Origin of the sequence: Corynebacterium pseudodiphtheriticum DSM 44287 (genome assembly GCF_000688415.1) — a bacterium.
Classification (GTDB): Bacteria; Actinomycetota; Actinomycetes; order Mycobacteriales; family Mycobacteriaceae; genus Corynebacterium; species Corynebacterium pseudodiphtheriticum.
Genome location: NZ_JIAH01000005.1, coordinates 133,780 through 152,154, shown reverse-complemented (window position 1 = coordinate 152,154; position 18,375 = coordinate 133,780). Strand labels below are relative to the sequence as shown.

The following is an 18,375-nucleotide window of genomic DNA, read 5'->3' as shown; positions in this document are numbered from 1 at the left end:
ACTCTAGTCTAGATTTGCTGCCAGCAAAAGTGGTGCCGAACCGTGTGTGCACAAGCAAAATAGCTGCGCATAACACGCTGCGTCGGCACTTTTAATTCGTCTTAGTCGTCCTTCGAGCGGAACGCCGCACGGGCACGCTCACGGGTAACTGCGGAAACCGCGGTCAGCGGGATACCAGCTGGGCAAACGTCGGCACATTCGCCGTATAGCGAACAACCACCGAAGTTCCGCTCCAGCTCGTCCACCATGTTACGGGCGCGCTTACCACGTTCCTTAGCTCCGAGTGGCGACATTGACAGGTGCACCAGCTTGGCGCCGGTGAACAAGTGTGCAGCACCATTCGGGCAAGCGGCCACACAAGCACCACAGCCGATGCAGGCTGCATGATCCAGTGCCAATTCGTTGTCCTGGGAGTTTTGCAGCAGCGTATCGGCATCTGGTGCGGTACCGGCATCCATGGAAACGTAGCCGCCCTGGTGCATGATGTCGTCCAGAGCGGAACGGTCTACAACCATGTCCTTGATGACGGGGAAGGCTGCGGAGCGAAGCGGCTCCAAGCGCAAGGTGTCGCCGTCATTGAATTGGAACAAACGCTGCTGGCATGCCGGGGTGTTCTGGCCTGGCCCGTGTGGGCGACCGTTGATTAGCAAACCACAGGTTCCACAGATACCTTCACGGCAGTCCGATGCGAACGCAAATGGTTCTTTGTTGTCTTCGATACGTCCGGTGTTGACGTGGTCCAACAGCTCCAGGATGGACATCTGCTCGACGGCATCGTCGACCTGGACGGTCTCGAAGCTGCCTTCTTGCGTAGGTCCGGCCTGACGCCAGACTTCAAGTGTCAATTTCATTACTTGTAGTTCCTTGTCATCAGCGGGATCGAGTCGAAGTACAGCGGGTCAGCGTGGCGGATGAACTTCTCTGGGCCATTTGGCTGCCATGCGGATACGAAGCACCAGTTTTCGTCGTCACGCTCTGCCTCACCGTCTTCGGAAAGGTGGTCGTCGCGGTAGTGAGCTCCAGCGGACTCGTTGCGATCCAATGCGTCGACGCACATCAGCTCACCGAGGTCAAGGTAGTCGGCTACACGCTGTGCGTATTCGAGATCCTGGTTCATGTCGTGCAACTGGCCAGTCACACGAACATTCGCCCAGAAATCGCGACGGATTTCACGGATCTTTTCGATGGAGGTCTTGAGGTCGTCGACGTTACGCGAAACGCCACAACCCCAGTACAGAATCTCGCCGAGCTGGCGGTGGTAGTGCTCCGCACCGTGTGGATTTTCGCCTCGAATATTCATCAGGCGGTTTAAGCGATCCTTGACCTCTTCGACGACTTCCTGAGCCTCTGCAGAATCCTCTGCCAGCTTCTCTTCGCCAAGGTGCTCAGCCAAATAGTTCGGAATCGTGAACGGCAAGGTAAACCAGCCGTCAACCGATGCCGACAACAGCGAGTTCGCTCCCAGACGGTTAGCGCCGTGGTAGGTCCACGAAGCTTCGCCCGCAGCGAACAACCCGTCGATCGAAGTCATTTCATTGAAGTCGGTCCACAAACCGCCCATGGTGAAGTGGCAAGTCGGTGCAATGCGCATCGGAGTCTCGTATGGGTCCTCACCAATCGACTCTTCGTACATCTGGAAGAGGTTGGAGTAGCGCGAACGCACGGTTTCCTTACCCAGACGCTCAATAGCATCTCGGAAATCCAGGTAGCAGGAGTTCTGCATAGGACCTACTCCTAGGCCGGCGTTGATCTGCTGCGACAGTGCACGGGAAGCCACGTCACGCGGAACCAAGTTGCCGAAGGCTGGGTAACGACGCTCCAAGAAGTAGTCGCGCTCGTCCTCTGGAATAGAGTTCGGGTCGCGGTCGTCGCCTTCTTTCTTTGGCGACCAAATACGACCGTCGTTACGCAACGATTCCGACATCAGTGTCGTCTTCGACTGCCAGGTGGAGTTGACCGGCAGGCCAGTTGGGTGGAATTGAATATAAGCAGGTGATGCCAAGTAAGCGCCACGCTCATACGCACGCATCATGGCGCCTGCGTTTGAGTTCTTAGCCAGCGTCGACATGTGGTAGACGTTGCCGTAACCACCGGTTGCGATGACGGTCGCGTGACCGGTAAAGGCCTTAATCTCACCGTCAATCAGGTTGCGGGTGACGATGCCATCGCAGTGTTTCACACCATCAACTTCGCGGACGATGATGTCCTGCATGTCATGGTGTGCAAACATTTCGACGTTGCCCAGGCCGATCTGCCGGTACAGAGCCGAGGTGGTCGACAGCTGCAGCTGCTGACCAGTTTGTCCACGGGTGTAGTAGGTTCGGGAAACCTGCACACCACCGAAGGAACGGGTGGCCAGGGTTCCGCCATATTCACGGGCAAACGGCGCACCGATGGCGTTCATGTGGTCGATAACGCGACCGGACTCCAGCGCCAAGCGCCAACAGTCAGATTCACGGCAACGGTAGTCGCCGCCCTTAACCGTGTCTTTCACGTGCCGGTAAGCGGAGTCATTGTCGACCTTCTTACCACGAGCAGAGTTCACACCACCCTGTGCTGCAATGGAGTGCGCACGACGAGGTGAATCGTGGTAAGAGAAAACCTTCACGTCATAGCCCAGCTCACCGAGAGCTGCGGCAGCTGCACCACCGGATAGGCCGGTGCCGACGATGATGACTGTGAATTTGCGGCGGTTCAGTGGAGAAACCAAGTTCATGTGGTCTTTGTGGTAATTCCACATGTCCCGCATGGGAACGCCTTTTGGTTCCGCGTTTTCCAGGATGTCGCCCGGAGTGACCCCATCGACAATAGAGTCTGGCTGGCGGAACTCTTTACGAGTCGAAGTATCTGTGTTGCTCATAATCTATCTTTCCGATCTGGCTAGAACTTTAGCGGCGCGTGAACTATGTCAGCGCTTGGTGAGGTTCTAGCTCACCCAACCAAACAGGACGGACAAAGGCATGACGATGTTGCCGATGACAACCACTGCTGGGATGACATAAGCAATCACGACGAAAGTCTGACGCCACTTATGGCCAGTGATGCCCAAGTCCGAGACGGCCAAGCGAATACCGTGAGACATGTGCAGGAACAGCAAGCACATGGCAACCACGTAGAAGATGGTGACTGGCCAACGGCTGAAGGTAGCCACCATGTTGGCGTGAACTTCACCGTGCACGAACTGTTCGGTCGCCGCTGGTGCAACTCCCAAAGTCAGGTCCAGCAAGTGGAAGCAGACGAACAGCAGAAGGAACAGGCCAGTAACCAGCATGGTGCGGGTAGCGAAGGAATCTACGCCGCCCATCAGGTTGGTACGGTTGAACTTACCGCGGGATTGCTTTGCGCGGCTGATCAGGGCAAAAGCACCCCAAACGTGCAGAATCAGCGCAGCCAACAAGACGAGACGGAAGCCCCACAGGAAAGCTTCTTCCGGCAGCAATGGCGAACCAAGGCTACGAAGGAACTCACCGTATTCATCTAGCGCCGGTACACCATCATGTGCTGGAGCGTAGAGCTTCAAGTTTCCAGCCATATGTCCGAGCGTGAACAGCACAAACAACAGGCCAGTGATCGCCATAATCAGCTTGATGGCCCAAGTTGGCACTGCTGGCGATTCACGAATTTTTTCGTTCGAGATTTTTCCGTGAGCGATTGCCTCACGATCAGGATTCTTTATTGTCATGGCACCTCCATTGTCGCTTTAACCATACGGTGATCGGGGGTGTTGACGCGAACCAAAATACCGTGCTGGGTGCGTTTTTAGCCTACTTCGGTCACGTTTCCGGGGGTGCTTTATGTGAGGCTTGGCTTAAACGACAACAACAATATCGCTACTGCCACGACCCTTAGCTGCAAGCCAACCTGAGCCCATCACTCAACCGCAAGATATGTGACTTTACGCACAGCATTTTTTTAGCTAGCCAGCATTCACCCATACTGCGTCAAACTTTCGGACAGTACCCCATAAGAAAACGACCACCCTACCGTCAACAAAAACGGTAGAGCGGCCGTGAAACTTTCTTTAAGCGACAGGCCCTTAGAGGTTAATCATGTGGCCATCAGCAACGCCGTGCGCGGTTTCTTTCATACCTTCGGACAACGTTGGGTGCGTGTGCACGTTGCGCGCAATTTCGCCCGCGGTCAGGTCGAAGCGCTGCGCAAGAGTCAATTGTGGCAGCAGCTCGGAAACATTGGAACCAACCAAGTGGGCGCCGAGAAGCTCGCCAAATTCGCCGTCAGCGATGAGCTTAGTGAAACCTGCAGACTCATTTAGGCCAAGCGCTTTACCGTTTGCAGAGAACGGGAAGGTGGCAACCTTAATGTCGCGATCCGGCCACTTCTCCTTCGCTGCTTCTTCGGTGTAACCGAAGGAAGCGACCTGTGGGTTACAGAAAGTTGCACGTGGCATCATCTGGTAATCGCCCAATTCCTGGGTTTCCACTCCGCCGATGGTCTCGGCAGCAACTACACCCTGCGCTTCAGCAACGTGAGCCAACTGCAGCTTCGCAGTAACATCGCCAATGGCGTAAATACCGTCCACGTTGGTACGCATACGCTCGTCGATTGCAATAGCGCCTCGCTCGGTCAGTTCCACACCGGTGTTTTCCAGGCCATAGCCCTCCACCCGTGGGGCAAAACCAACCGCAACCAGGCAGCGATCAACGGTCAGCGTGTCTTGCTTCTTGCCATCCTTAGACTCCACCTCAACGGTGACGTTATCGCCGTTGTCTTTCACAGAGGTGGTCTTATAGCTGGTCAGCAGCTTCACGCCAAGCTTCTTGTACTGTTTAGCAATTTCCTTGGATACATCCGCATCTTCGTTTGGAAGTACCCGGTCCATAAATTCAACGACGGTGACGTCCACGCCGTAGTTTGCCAAAACATAAGCAAATTCCATGCCGATGGCACCAGCACCCACAATTACGATGGATTCTGGCGCATTTTCATCCAGGATTTGCTCTTCATAAGAGACAATATTTCCACCCAGCTCAATGCCAGGAAGAGTCTTAACGACGGAACCAGTCGCGATGATGCAGTCGTCGAAGGTCAGGGTTTTACCCTCGTCGTCGCCTTCTTTCACTTCGATGGTCTTGGCATCTTTGAAATGACCCAGGCCATTGATTTCCTGAATCTTGTTTTTCTTCATCAAATAGTGGATGCCACCGACGATCTTTTTCGAGACTTTGCGCGAACGCTTGTGCGCAGTCGGGAAGTCGAAAGAAACGTCACCGGAGATGCCGAAGTCTTTGGCCTCATGGTTGAAAGTGTGGGCAACCTCAGCGTTTTTCAGCAGCGCCTTCGAAGGGATACAACCAACATTGAGGCAGACTCCGCCCCAGTATTGCTTTTCGACGACAGCAACTTTCTTGCCTAGCTGGGCAGCGCGGATGGCGGCAACGTATCCACCTGGTCCGGCGCCGAGTACAACGAGATCATAATGTTCTTTAGTCACGGTCTCCAGCATACGTAATCCCTGCAGACATGTGAAAGCACCCGCGGGAAGAAATTCCGAGAGTCTACCGGAGCTACCGCAGGTGCCTAATTACGTTCGCCGTAAGTCTTCGCCCTCGCTAATAGTGGTCGTTGCTAATCTTGGCGGTTGTTAATCCGCGTCGTTGCTGCAACAACCAGAATCCGCTGACGGCGAGCTGCAAAAACTAGATCAGATGTAGTACTGCACTCAATTTTGCAAAACCAGCAAAGAACTCGTGGATAGCTGGGCCGAAGAAGTTGTTGGACATCACGATCAGGTTATCTAGCTGCATTGTCAATACTCTTTCAGGTCTGGGTCAGGTCTGATTCAGGTCTACGAATTTTCTGCATCCTGTGCACCATCGGCAACGTCATGCCCGCGTTGGCTACGGAACTAATTTTCTACGGATCTGCCGGGAAAATACGAAAGTCTGCAGAAGTTCAGAAAACGGCACCCTCTGGGTGAAGCAGAATTTAGCCTATTCCAGGCCCACCCCAACTGCAAGATTTTTGCTCGAAACGTTTTTTTGGTCATGCCCTTTTGTCTGACAAAATCTTAACAGCGGAGTAATAAAACAGTGCAGCAACATAACAGTGCAGTACCAGAACAGTTCAGTAACAAAACACCGAAGTAACAAAGAGCCCGCTTAGGACGACATATTCAATAGCGCACGCGATTAGCGGAAGACATGTCCCTAATACTCGCCATACGCTAAGCTACTATCCAACTGTTATTGAGTTTTACGTTTCCACGTTTAAGTCTTCACCGTTTAAGTCTTCACACTGTGTAAGGATCACGCATGAAACTTCGCAACGTCGCCGTTGCCGCCGCTGCAATCAGCACATTGGCGCTGACCCCGGTATCTGGCATTGCCCAACCGGCCCCACAAGCTGGCATCGCCCAAGGTGCTGTTCAGCAACCAGCCGCCGAGAACACCATTCCGGCTGGCACTGTCAGCGAGGAAATCCTGCCAGCAGAATTCGACGACGAATCTTGGCGTCAAGTCATTGCGGAGAAGGGCAACCGCGTACAGGAAGTCACGGTCTACTCGCCTTCCATGGACCGGAAGATCCCGGTCGTAACAATCAAGGCTGATGAATCAGCTGGCCCACGCCCAACCCTGTACCTGCTTAATGGTGCCGGTGGTGGCGAGCAGTCCGCCAACTGGATCGCACAAACCGATGTGGTTGATTTCTACCTGGAAAAGAACATCAACGTCGTCATTCCTATGCGCGGTGCGTTTTCTTACTACACAGACTGGAACGAAACCCCTACCGGTAGCAAATACCTGCAAGGCCCACAGAAGTGGGAGACCTTCCTGATCAACGAGCTTCCTGGACCAATCGAGAATTACTTGGGCGCAAACGGTAAGCGTGGCATTGCTGGCATGTCGATGTCTGCCACCAGCTCGCTTTTGCTGGCCGCTCACAACCCAGGCATGTTCGACGCCACCGGCTCGTTCTCGGGTTGTGCTGAAACCAACTCCCCTATTGGACGTGCTTCTGTTGGGCTGACCGTCAACCGCGGCGGCGCACACCCAGATCAGGTCTGGGGCCCAATGGGTTCACAACGCGCACTGGAAAACGACGCCCTGCTACAGGCTGAGTTCCTGCGTGGCACCGCGATCTACGTTTCTAACGCCACCGGTTTGATTGGTGAACGCGAGACTGCAGAAGGTCTGCGCGCACAGGGCATCCCAGAACAAGCTCTGTCGGCCAACCAGGCCAACCTCGCTATCGCCGGCGGCGGTATCGAAGCTGTCACCAACGCCTGCACCCACCGCTTCGTGGCCAAGCTGAACCACTTGGGCATTCCGGTGCATCACCACAAGCCAGCAGTTGGCACCCACACTTGGTCCTACTGGCAGGATGACCTGCGCACCTCCTGGCCAACCTTTGCAAACGCATTCGGCATCGAGCAATAAGACCAGAACCAGCGCTAGGAACAGCATCAAATAGCATCGCTGATTCAGCAGACCACAATCGCCAGGCACCCGGTGATTGTGGTCTTTGTGTATTGCACGGGTAGTGATTTTTTGTCATGCCAGGCTCTACCAGGCCTTGCCGAACTTTCTACTATCCCTTGCCAGCTATCGGACCTGCCTTAAACTAGTGGCATGTCCACCATGCTTGTCACCGGCGGAGCCGGGTTCATCGGCACCAATTTCGTGCGCCTAACCCGCAAACTGTATCCCGAAATCCACGTAATCGTGCTGGATAAACTGACTTATTCCGGCAACCGCGCCAACCTGAATGGAATTGACTGCGAACTTGTAGTTGGCGATATCGCTGATGCGGGGCTCGTCGACAAGCTAGTGCAACGTGCGGACACCGTGGTGCATTTTGCCGCCGAATCCCACAATGACAATTCTCTGCGCGACCCATCACCGTTCGTGCAGACCAACATCGTCGGCACGTATTGCCTGCTCGAGGCGGTGCGGAAGTACGATAAGCGTTTTCACCACATCTCTACCGACGAGGTTTTCGGTGATCTCGCACTCGATTCCGGCGAACAATTCACCGAGTCCACCGCATACCGGCCTTCCAGCCCTTATTCTGCAACCAAAGCCGGTTCCGACCACCTGGTCCGTGCTTGGGTGCGTTCCTTCGGCATCCGCGCAACAATCTCGAACTGCTCCAATAACTATGGCGCTTACCAGCACATAGAGAAATTCATCCCTCGCCAAATTACCAATATTCTGTCTGGCCGCACGCCGAAGCTCTACGGCACGGGTGCACAAGTACGCGACTGGATTCATGTCGACGACCACAATCGGGCGGTGCACGCAATCCTAGAACGTGGCAAGATTGGTGAGACTTACAATATTGGCGCTCACGGCGAAGCCAACAATCTCTCGGTAATCCAGCTCATTTGTGAACTCATGGGCAGCGATGGCGCAACAGGCTTCGAACACGTCGCCGACCGCCCGGGACACGACCAACGCTATGCTATCGACCCCAGAAAAATCACTGAAGAGCTGGGATGGCGGCCACACTACACTGATTTGCGGGAGGGCTTGGAGAGCACGATCGACTGGTACCGCAGCCATCGCACGTGGTGGCAGGACGCTAAAGAAGCAGTGGAAAACAATTACGCAAAGCGAGGGCAATAAGCAGTGACAGCGAAAATGACACCAGAGCATCGTGGTGCACAAGTACATACCACGGACATCGATGGCCTGCTGATTATTAATCTCGAGCTGCATAAAGATACCCGCGGGTGGTTTAAAGAAAACTGGCAGCGGCAAGCTTTCGTCGCCGCGGGGCTACCTGATTTCGGACCAGTACAAAACAATATTTCGTTTAACGAAAAAGCCGGCGTCACCCGCGGTTTACACGCTGAACCGTGGGATAAGCTCGTTTCTGTAGCCACCGGTGCTGTGTTTGGTGCTTGGTGTGATCTGCGCGCAGACTCACCGACGTACGGCGCAACCGTCACGCAGCGCATCGAACCAGATACTGCGGTCTTTGTTCCCCGGGGTGTCGCGAATGGTTTTCAAGCTCTGCACGACGCCACCAGTTACACTTACCTGGTTAATGACCACTATTCCCCCGAGGCCAACTACACCAGCGTGAACCTGGATATGATCGATTGGCCGCTGAAGCCGAGCGAAATCTCCGACAAAGATCGCCAGCATCCGCAGCTTGCCGACGCTATCCCGATGCCACCCCGGAAGATTCTGGTGACCGGTGCCGACGGGCAACTAGGAAAGGCGCTGCGCCACGCCCTGCGGAACCATAATCACGTGGAGTTTTGTTCACGCACGGAGTTCGACATCACTGCTCCTCCGGCTCGAGACTGGCGACAGTACCAAGCGATCATTAATACCGCTGCTTATAACGACGTCAACGGCGCCGAAACCGACCGGGCTGGGGCCTGGGCCGTCAACGCTGCCGCCCCGGCCAAACTGGCAACAATCGCTAACGAGCACAACCTGACTTTGGTGCATGTGTCCTCGGATTATATTTTCGACGGCCAGCACGAGATCCACGGAGAAGATGAAATCGCTTCCCCGCTGTCTGCTTATGGTGCTAGCAAAGCCGCCGGAGATACCGCAGCGCAGACAACCCCGCGGCATTACGTGGTGCGTACCTCTTGGGTTTTTGGCGATGGCGGAAATTTCATTGCCACCATGGCTGCTCTCGCCCGTGCCGGAAAGAAGCCCAAGGTGGTTTGTGACCAGCGCGGTCGGCCAACGGACGCCCGGGATCTGGCACGGGGCATCATACATTTGTTAGATACCGGTGCTCCTTATGGCGTGTACAACTTGAGCTCGGATGGCGATACGGCTTCACGGGATGAGATCGCCATGGCCGTTTTTATTGGCTGCGGTGGCGACCCTGCTGATGTCACCCCGGTTAGCAGTGCAGAATACGGCCAGGACCAGGCCGCCCGACCTGCAGAATCTACCCTGGACCTAAGCAAAATCAAAGCCACTGGTTTTCAGCCCAGCAATTGGCGCGCCAGCCTCGCGCTGTATCTGGCAACATAGGTGGCTATGAAAGGCATCATCCTGGCAGGCGGCTCCGGCACGCGGCTGTACCCGATTACGCAGGGGATTTCTAAGCAGCTCATGCCGATCTACGACAAGCCGATGGTCTACTACCCGCTGTCCACGCTAATCCAGGCCGGGATTCGGGAAATTCTGATCATCACCACCCCAGAGGATGCGCCTGCTTTTCAGCGTTTGCTTGGCGACGGCTCGCAGTGGGGGCTGCTGTTGGATTATGAGATTCAACCGCGTCCAGAGGGGCTTGCGCAAGCATTTTTGATCGGCGAAGACTTCATTGGCGATGACGACGTTGCTTTGGTGCTGGGGGATAATATTTTTGATGGTCATGGATTTTCTGGGGCGCTACCACAATGCCATGACCCCCAAGGGGGAATTATTTTCGCCTATGAAGTTGCTGACCCGCAGCGTTACGGCGTCGTCGAGTTCTCTCCAGCAGGCCGTGCGCTGTCCATCGAAGAAAAACCGGCCAACCCAACGTCACCCTATGCTGTGGTCGGCTTGTATTTTTACGACAACTCAGTTGTAGAGATCGCCAAATCGATCAAGCCTTCGGCGCGCGGCGAACTTGAGATCACAGCGATCAACGAGGAATACCTCAACCGGGGGCAATTATCTGTCCAACGAATGCAACGCGGAGATGTGTGGTTAGACACAGGAACCGTGGACTCGATGTCCGAAGCTGCAGCGTACGTGGAGGTTTTACAAAAACGCACCGGAGTTATCATCGGATCCCCGGAAGTTTCTGCCTACCGAGAGGGATTTATTAGCGCCCGGGAATTGTTGGACTTAGCGCAACCATTAATCAAGTCCGGCTATGGCTCTTATTTAGAGCGCGCAGCCAGGGAAGATTAATGTGCTCGCAGGCCCAACCCGCCTGTCAGTTCCCGATAGACGAAGGTTGAAATGTCCTCTTCACGTAACGCTTTCCAGCGCAAGCCCGCGCTTCTCTGGACGTTAATCGCCCTGGTAGTGGCGCTGGCCGTGCTCATTGTCGTCGCCGTGGTACGCTCCGGCGGCGATGAATCCACGAGCGCCGGTGGCCAAGATGCGATGCACGGTCCACAGGCCCCAAGCTCCGCACAGTCTGGTAACTCGGATTCGCAGTCGACTCCTATGCCGGGTGGTGAATACTCCCCAGAACAAGCCCGCGAGCTCGCCAAACAGGTAGAACCCGGCACAGATTTCTCACGACCAAATTCCCCGGATCCAACCGTCATCGGCCCTGGTGCCGAGATCACGTCGAATGACGACATTTTGAACGTGCATCGTCGTAATGCCGAAGATCCTTTTGCGATGGGTGCTCTCGATGCACCGGTGGTGCTGTCAGAATTTTCCGATTTTGAGTGCCCTTTCTGCACCCGATTCGCGGTTGAGACCGCTCCGAAGTTGAAAGAAAAATTCGTAGACACTGGTCTACTGCGCATCGAATGGAATGACTTGCCGGTTAATGGCCCACATGCGGAAACTGGCGCACAGGCAGGCCGCGCCGCTGGTAACCAGGGTAAGTTCTATGAATTTCATGATGTGCTCTACAACAACACCTACGACAACCAGACCGGCGGCCACCCTGGCTATGACGTTGCTGACTATGTGCGTTTTGCCAAAGAGGCTGGCATAGAAGATCTGGAGAAATTCCGCACAGAAATCGAAAACGAGGAATACCGCGATGTGGTGCGCCAGGCTCTGCACTACGCATCGTCCATCGGCATGCGCGGTACCCCAGCATTTATTCTTGGTGATCGCTTCATTTCTGGCGCACAACCCTATGAAGTTTTCGAAGATGAGGTTTACCGCCAGCTAGCCAAGGTTGCCGACGGCACCGTGCCTCACCCTAAATCCAAGTAGAAAGGTTGGGCTGATAGATGATTGAAGTTGGTCTTTTTGGTGCCTTGCTCGCGGGAGTGCTCTCGCTGATCAGCCCGTGCTCAGCATTACTGCTACCAGCATTTTTCGCTTATGCCTTCGATTCACTCCGCCATTTGGTATTCAAGACTTTGGTCTTTTTGGCTGGTCTCATCACCGTTCTGGTGCCTATCGGGGCGGGTGTAGGCAGCATTGGTGCGTTCATGGTTGATCACCGGTCCACGATCATCCTGATTGGCGGAATCATCATCATTGCACTCGGCATCTACACTTTCTTTGGTGGAGGATTCAGCCTGCCCTTTTCTAACCTCTCGTCGAAGGCCAAGGGTTCCGGCCCTGGCTCGGTCTTCTTTCTAGGTGCGGTTTATGGTTTTGCTGGTTTCTGCGCCGGTCCATTGCTGGGTGCGGTGCTGACCACCGCTGCGGTTTCCGCATCTGTCTGGTACGGCGCGGCGATCATGGCAGCGTATGCCGTCGGCATGGCCATCCCACTGTTCGTTCTCGCCTTATTGTGGGAAAAGATGGACTTGGGCACCAAAATGCGCCCAAAGCCAATCAAAATCGGCCCATTCACCACCCACCTGGTTTCCATGATCTCCGGTGCGTTATTTATTGCCATCGGCTTCTTGTTCATCTTCAGCCACGGCACCTCGGCCTGGGGCGGGCCGCTAAGCACCGACGCGCAAGCACGTATTCAGGAATGGGTCATGCAGTTTGCACACTTGTCCGACCTCACATTAGCGATCATCGTGCTCGTAGCGTTGATCATCATTGTGCTGATTATGGGGCTGCGGAAAAAAGACGATAAAGATAAAGACGCCAGCAGCACAAAAACTTCAGCTGCTGACGTCTCACAATAGTCATCGGACTGTGCGTCCAATAACCGCAGAACTCTGAGCGCTGAGCGTAGTGCTTCCAGCGCTCAGAGAGTGCTTAATAGCCGCGCTCGATCATTCATCGAGGCACGAGAGTGCTTAATAGCCGCGCTCGATGTATTCGTCGAGGCGCGAGAATTCTTCACCGACGGTTGTGAAATCACCGTGGCCGGGCAAGACCTTAGTTTCGTCCGGCAGGGTGAATACCTTGGATTTCAGCGACTCAATGATGGTCCCGAAATCCGAGTACTTCTTGTCGGTTGCACCCGGCCCACCAGAAAACAGGGTATCGCCGGCAAAGATCTTTGCTTCATCTTCGCAGTACAACACACAGGAACCTGGCGAGTGTCCCGGGGTGTGTAGAACCTTCAGCGTGCTGCCTTCTACGTCGAAGGTGTCGCCGTCGGCAAGACGGGCGAATGAACGATCGCCGTTGGCTTCTTCCCACAGCATCTCGTCATCTGGGTGCATATACATTTCCACCCCGAAATGATCCGCGACCTGCGGGGCAATATCGACGTGATCGCTGTGGCCATGCGTCAAAATAATGCCTTTGACGTTACGGTTTTCCACGGCGCCGACGATGGTATCGAATTCATGCGAAGGGTCGATGATCCAGCAATCCTGGTCGCCGACGATGAAGACATTGTTGTCGACGTCCCATTCATTGCCGTCGAGTTTGAACTTTCCAGAAGTCACTAGATGGTCAATACGCATGTGTGTTACACCTCTACTACGCTGCGCAGGACTTTGCCTGCCTTCATGGTTGCGAATGCTTTCTCTACATCATTCAGGGTAATGCGTTCGTCAACGAATTTGTCCAGTGGGAAGCGTCCCTGCTTAGCCAAATCAGCGTACAACGGGAAGTCACGCTCTGGCAGGCAATCGCCGTACCAGGATGGCTTCAACGCGCCGCCGCGAGAGAAGAAGTCAATAGCTGGAACCTCGAATTTCGCATCTGGCCCAGGAACACCCACCATGACCATGCGTCCGGCAAGATCACGGGAGTAGAAAGCTTGTCGGGTAGTAGCTGGAATACCGACACCGTCGATGGTGACATCAGGACCAAAGCCATCGGTGAGCTCACGGACTGCTTCGATAACTTCTTCTTCCGACTTGCCACTGGCATCCACCGTATGGGTCGCACCGAATTCTTCGCGGGCACGCTCGAGCTTCTGCGCATCCAGGTCCACCGCAATGATTTTGCGTGCGCCCACCAAGCTGGCACCGGCAATAGCTGCCATGCCGACGCCACCGACGCCGAACACAGCCACGGATTCACCACGAGTAACTTCACCGGTATTCACAGCCGCTCCGAGGCCGGCCATAACGCCGCAGCCCAGCAAGCCAGAAGCAGCCGCGTCGGCCTCCGAATCAATCACGGTGCACTGCCCTTCGTGTACCAGTGTCTTTTCTGCCAAAGCGCCGATGCCCAACGCTGCGGTGAGCTCGGTGCCGTCGGCAAGCGTCATTGGCTTAGAAGCATTGTGGGTATCGAAGCAGTAACGTGGCTGGCCCTTCTTGCAGGCCCGGCATTCGCCGCACACAGCGCGCCAGTTCAATACGACGGTGTCGCCAACTTTGACGTGGGAAACTTCGCTGCCGACGGATTCGACGACTGCAGTAGCTTCATGGCCCAACAGGAATGGGTAGGCATCTTCAATGTCGCCATCGCGGTAAGCCAGATCGGTATGGCAGATACCACAAGTTTTCACGGCAACAACGACGTCATGTGCGCCAGGAGCCGGGATGACAATGTCGACGGTCTCGACTTCTGCACCTTTCGAGCGCGCGATGACGCCTTTAACGGTTTGCTGGGATTGGCCAGCAGAGGTGTTTTTCTGGTCTTCTATAAGAGCTTCACTATGTGTCATGCCAACAATCTTACCTGTGTTTGTTGTCCCGTCACTAATCGTGAATGCGCCACATCCGCCCGGAGTCGTACCGAATCCCTCTGACCTGAAATCTGTAACGAATTATCGCTAATGTGGCGATAGTTGTAGTGTAATTTTCCAAGCAGAAACTATTATCCTGGCCATTAGTTGGGTCCCCGGTAACCACCTGGTACTCGCAGCGTCTCGGCGTGCGCCATGGATATGTATTAATCCCGACAAGCTGATTATTAAAGGTGTGATTTTGTGTCTTTGCGCGACCGGCTGGAATACCTTGCCACCAACGGCAAAGGGCTAGCAAAGCTCGTTCCCGCTCTGTGGAAGTCCGGCATCATCGCACCACAACAGGGTATATCCGCGCTTGTGCACAGCCCTGGCATTCTCGCCCGTTATTGGCTAACCACCGCCCGTGAGATCGAGCAAGCAGCCCTAGTGTCACCGGACCGCACCGCTCTTATCGACGACGACGGCGCCCTTAGCTACCGTGACCTGCAAACACAGAGCAAAAATTTCGCTCGGTACCTGCACCAGTTGCCTGTCAAGGAGATCCGCTTGGGCATCATGGCCCGCAATGGTCGCGGTATCGTCACCCCATTGATCTCCAAGGGATACGCGGGCGCGACGCTATTTTTGCTCAATATCGGTTCCTCGCCAGAACAGCTTGCCGGGTGCATCGAAGAAAATGACATCAACGTGCTTGTCATCGACAGTGAATTCGCTGACCGTCTGCCAGCAGCTGGTTCCACTGCCGCAGACGGCCTACACGTCGTCATCGCCCACGAAGGTGGTGAGGAGACCGGCAAGCACCCAGTATTATCTGAGATCGTTCACCGCCGCACCGATGTCAAACTGCCACGCTTTCCGAAGCACGGCAATATCGTATTGATGTCGTCAGGCACCACCGGAGTACCTAAGGGCATTGCCCGCCCAGAACCAAAACTCCCCACAGTCTTGACGACGATCCTGGACGCCATACCGTGGGAAGCCGGCCAAAACGTGCAAATGACTGCTTCGATCTTCCACACCTGGGGCTGGGCGATGCTCAATATCGCCTTTGCGCTGCGTTCTACAGTCGTTACTCGCCGGGTTTTCGACCCTGAGGCTTGTTTGCGCGACATCCAGGAACACCGCTGTGAAGTGCTGATTTCCTCACCCGTGTTTTATAAATCGATGGTTGCTCTCGACAACACCTGGGATTATGACGCTTCTTCGCTCAAGGTCATCGCTTCCTCCGGCCACGCGCTAACTCCCCAGGTGGCAACGGATACCATCGAACGATTCGGCCCCATCTTGGCCAATATATACGGCTCCACCGAACTCACCTTGGCCAGTGCTGCAACCGCGCAACAAGTCGCAGAAAATCCCACGATCGGTGGATCCATCGCCAACGGCACTCTGTTGAAAATCTTGGATGACAACGGCAAGGAAGTTCCGCGCGGAAAAGTCGGCAAAGTCTATCTGCGCAACGCGACCACAATGGTGGGTTATACCAACCCGAAACACAGACTCGATCGCGTCGGCATGCTGCAGTCCATCGGAGACCTCGGCTATATCGACAGCAACGGCATGCTGCACGTTCTGGGTCGTGCCGACGAAATGATCATCGTTGGTGGCGAAAACGTCTACCCCTCATCGGTGGATAACGTACTGGACACGATGCCGGGTATTGCCGATCACTACGCCAAGGGCGTGGACGACGACGATACATTTAGCCGCATCGCAGCCTGGATCGTGAAAGATCCAGACGGGCCGGAAATTTCTGCCGACGATGTCCGCGAATGGGTGCGCACCCGTTTAGCGGAGCATTCTGTACCGCGCGACGTGCACTTCGTCGATGAATTGCCACGTAACGCGACCGGCAAGGTAATCCCCCGCCAGCTGTCGGCTTAAAACCCGCGCACTGCTAGTGACGCGGCGCCGCCGGTGATGATGGGGTTTGCTAGCTAACTCTATTGGCTAGAGGTTTCTGCTTGCTATAAGCGGGCCCTGCCATCACGGCCGCGGCCCGTACCTAGCCCACACTGCGGATTCACAGTGCAGTTTTCAGTCTGCAACCTTCAGACTGTGATTTACAGTGTGCATTTTACACTGTGACCTGATTTGAGGGTCTATCAATGACATTATTGTCACTCACAAACCGGAACATTCACTTTCACCGAACAGGCCTGCAGTCACAAAAACACTGGTCAGAATACCAAGTTATCATCCCGGCACCAGCACTGAAACAACGGTGCACATCACAGTGCAAAAGCACCCGAGACCACTAGACACTTTTACACTGTGACTGCACCCTTTACAGTGTGAAATGGGACGGTGCTGCTCGGTGTCGATGAAGGCTCAAACTTCAGTGTCACTGGAATAAATGAACCAGCAACAATAATCAAGGCCGTGGCAAAGCATATTTGAGGCAAAGCGATGGCGATTATGAAACGAACGCGAACGATTTGCAGCTTATCCGGAATGCATCACTCATAGCAGCAAGAAGCCACGAAACAGATTCTGAATCGGTACCTGGCACTACTCGCGCTGATTTGAATAGTGAATTAACTGCGCGATATATGGCAGAAGTTCGCCAGTATTCTCGGCGTTTATCCCAGGTAGTTAATGATACGGATTTGCTACGTACCCTGAAAGTTATTCTTCCCGACGGTACTTTAAGTGTTTCTGGCCTGTATGGGCTCGGATTTTTCCCACAAGCGGCTGAGCCGGCTTTACGAGTTACAGCCGCAGTGCGAATGCCAGAAGGATTTGGTGGACCACGAAACCGTAATATCGAAACTTTTGAGGGTGCTGTTCCAGATCTTTTGGAAGATGCAGTTGCGTGAGTAGCGCGCAATGCAGACACCATCGACGAATATCAAACCAGTGGACATATGAAAAACGGAGCGAATTTCCACTGCGCGCAATAAGAGAAACGATAGCCAATGCGTTGGTTCACCGCGATCTCAGCGCTGCCTCGTTAGGTGGTGGTAAAAGCGTAGAAATTCGATTAACTCGTGAACGTCTCATCGTCACCAACCCAGGCGGGCTTCATGGCCTCAGCATCGAACAATTAACGGGCTCAGACCTGGCAAAATCTGCCGTCAACCAGCGTTTGTATGACCTCATGCGACAAGTCAAGACTTCAGACGGCAGCTCGGTGATCGAAGGCGAAGGTGGTGGCATCGCCGAAATCTTGCGAGCTTGCCGAGATAGCAATCTCACTCGTCCACAATTTTTTGATAACGGCGCACAATTCAAAGTAATTTTCCGTAGACAGTCTCGATTATCCGCGGAACAACGCCAGCACGCGCAAAAACTCGCGCACAACCAAGAACTCTCACTTATTCAAATGGAGGTACTGCTTTCATTAGAGCAAGGTGCGACTTGGTCAATAGGACAAATACGGAAGCAATTTGCCCCACTCGGGCAGTCCGAAGCAGATGATCTGCTCACAGAACTAAGCTCACTCAAGCTAGCTTATTACCAAGACGGGGGTACTTCGTCCGCGGGATACTTCGCACGAGACACCACGGGATAAAGGTACGAAGCAGCGTAGAACGTCAGATTTTTCATCAGTGCACGGAAGCAATACCGCAGCTATCATCGCTCAGCTAAACCAGGCACCCATGAGGTTTCCCGAGCTGGTAGAGGCAATACCAGGACTCAGTCCTGGCCAAATTCGGTATGCACTCAAACAACTGCAAACAACCGGAATCGTGGTGATGGAAGGACGACAAGGGCAGCGCTCTACGCGTTATCGTATAAATCGATCCATCA

15 protein-coding genes are annotated in these 18,375 nt (G+C 54.5%); 9 read left to right on the top strand and 6 right to left on the bottom strand.

All coding sequences use genetic code 11. From position 1 onward, the window contains the following. Window positions 1-101 precede the first annotated feature (101 nt). The 4 genes from O146_RS0101350 to lpdA all read right to left on the bottom strand — a co-directional run bounded on the left by O146_RS0101350 (window position 102) and on the right by lpdA (window position 5,464). Entirely contained in the window at window positions 102-851 is a 750-nt protein-coding gene (locus O146_RS0101350; protein ID WP_021352824.1) for a succinate dehydrogenase/fumarate reductase iron-sulfur subunit, read from the bottom strand. Next, the gene (locus tag O146_RS0101345) at window positions 851-2,860 is read right to left on the bottom strand and encodes a fumarate reductase/succinate dehydrogenase flavoprotein subunit (RefSeq protein WP_021352823.1); all 2,010 of its coding nucleotides are present in this window, start codon (window positions 2,858-2,860) and stop codon (window positions 851-853) included. Before O146_RS0101345 ends, O146_RS0101350 begins: the two co-directional genes overlap by 1 nt. Before the next feature lie 66 nt (window positions 2,861-2,926). Next, window positions 2,927-3,682 carry a succinate dehydrogenase cytochrome b subunit gene (locus O146_RS0101340; RefSeq protein WP_021352822.1) on the bottom strand — a complete coding sequence of 252 codons (756 nt, stop codon included), beginning with the start codon at window positions 3,680-3,682 and terminating at the stop codon, window positions 2,927-2,929. Window positions 3,683-4,036: 354 nt separating this feature from the next. Then, window positions 4,037-5,464, bottom strand: coding sequence for a dihydrolipoyl dehydrogenase (lpdA, locus tag O146_RS0101335; RefSeq protein WP_021352821.1), 1,428 nt, complete (start codon window positions 5,462-5,464; stop codon window positions 4,037-4,039). 808 nt (window positions 5,465-6,272) lie between these two features. Between lpdA and O146_RS0101325 the strand changes: the two genes are divergently transcribed. The 6 genes from O146_RS0101325 (at window position 6,273) to O146_RS0101300 (ending at window position 12,709) form a co-directional block, all read left to right on the top strand. Further along, window positions 6,273-7,397, top strand: a complete 1,125-nt coding sequence (locus tag O146_RS0101325) for an alpha/beta hydrolase (RefSeq protein WP_021352819.1) — start codon at window positions 6,273-6,275, stop codon at window positions 7,395-7,397. 201 nt (window positions 7,398-7,598) lie between these two features. Beyond that, entirely contained in the window at window positions 7,599-8,585 is a 987-nt protein-coding gene (rfbB, locus tag O146_RS0101320; protein WP_023018869.1) for a dTDP-glucose 4,6-dehydratase, read from the top strand. Between the two features lie 15 nt (window positions 8,586-8,600). Then, window positions 8,601-9,965 carry a dTDP-4-dehydrorhamnose reductase gene (rfbD, locus tag O146_RS0101315; RefSeq protein ID WP_027017473.1) on the top strand — a complete coding sequence of 455 codons (1,365 nt, stop codon included), beginning with the start codon at window positions 8,601-8,603 and terminating at the stop codon, window positions 9,963-9,965. A gap of 6 nt (window positions 9,966-9,971) precedes the next feature. After that, window positions 9,972-10,838, top strand: a complete 867-nt coding sequence (gene rfbA, locus O146_RS0101310; protein WP_027017472.1) for a glucose-1-phosphate thymidylyltransferase RfbA — start codon at window positions 9,972-9,974, stop codon at window positions 10,836-10,838. A 51-nt stretch (window positions 10,839-10,889) separates the two neighbouring features. Next, entirely contained in the window at window positions 10,890-11,831 is a 942-nt protein-coding gene (locus O146_RS10665) for a DsbA family protein (protein ID WP_035000464.1), read from the top strand. 17 nt (window positions 11,832-11,848) lie between these two features. Next, the gene (locus O146_RS0101300) at window positions 11,849-12,709 is read left to right on the top strand and encodes a cytochrome c biogenesis CcdA family protein (RefSeq protein WP_027017471.1); all 861 of its coding nucleotides are present in this window, start codon (window positions 11,849-11,851) and stop codon (window positions 12,707-12,709) included. Window positions 12,710-12,823: 114 nt separating this feature from the next. Here O146_RS0101300 and O146_RS0101295 read toward each other — a convergent pair whose 3' ends face one another. After that, entirely contained in the window at window positions 12,824-13,441 is a 618-nt protein-coding gene (locus O146_RS0101295; protein ID WP_027017470.1) for an MBL fold metallo-hydrolase, read from the bottom strand. A 5-nt stretch (window positions 13,442-13,446) separates the two neighbouring features. Further along, window positions 13,447-14,598 carry an S-(hydroxymethyl)mycothiol dehydrogenase gene (locus tag O146_RS0101290; RefSeq protein WP_238632386.1) on the bottom strand — a complete coding sequence of 384 codons (1,152 nt, stop codon included), beginning with the start codon at window positions 14,596-14,598 and terminating at the stop codon, window positions 13,447-13,449. Window positions 14,599-14,862: 264 nt separating this feature from the next. On the opposite strand from O146_RS0101290, the gene O146_RS0101285 reads away from it, so the two are divergent. From O146_RS0101285 to O146_RS12050, 3 genes are all read left to right on the top strand, one after another. Further along, window positions 14,863-16,506 (top strand): AMP-binding protein, encoded by a 1,644-nt coding sequence (locus O146_RS0101285; RefSeq protein ID WP_051619184.1) that lies wholly within the window; start codon window positions 14,863-14,865, stop codon window positions 16,504-16,506. A 668-nt stretch (window positions 16,507-17,174) separates the two neighbouring features. Next, window positions 17,175-17,441, top strand: a complete 267-nt coding sequence (locus O146_RS12540; RefSeq protein ID WP_126849742.1) for a hypothetical protein — start codon at window positions 17,175-17,177, stop codon at window positions 17,439-17,441. 104 nt (window positions 17,442-17,545) lie between these two features. Continuing rightward, entirely contained in the window at window positions 17,546-18,136 is a 591-nt protein-coding gene (locus O146_RS12050; protein WP_027017466.1) for an ATP-binding protein, read from the top strand. Window positions 18,137-18,375 lie beyond the last annotated feature (239 nt).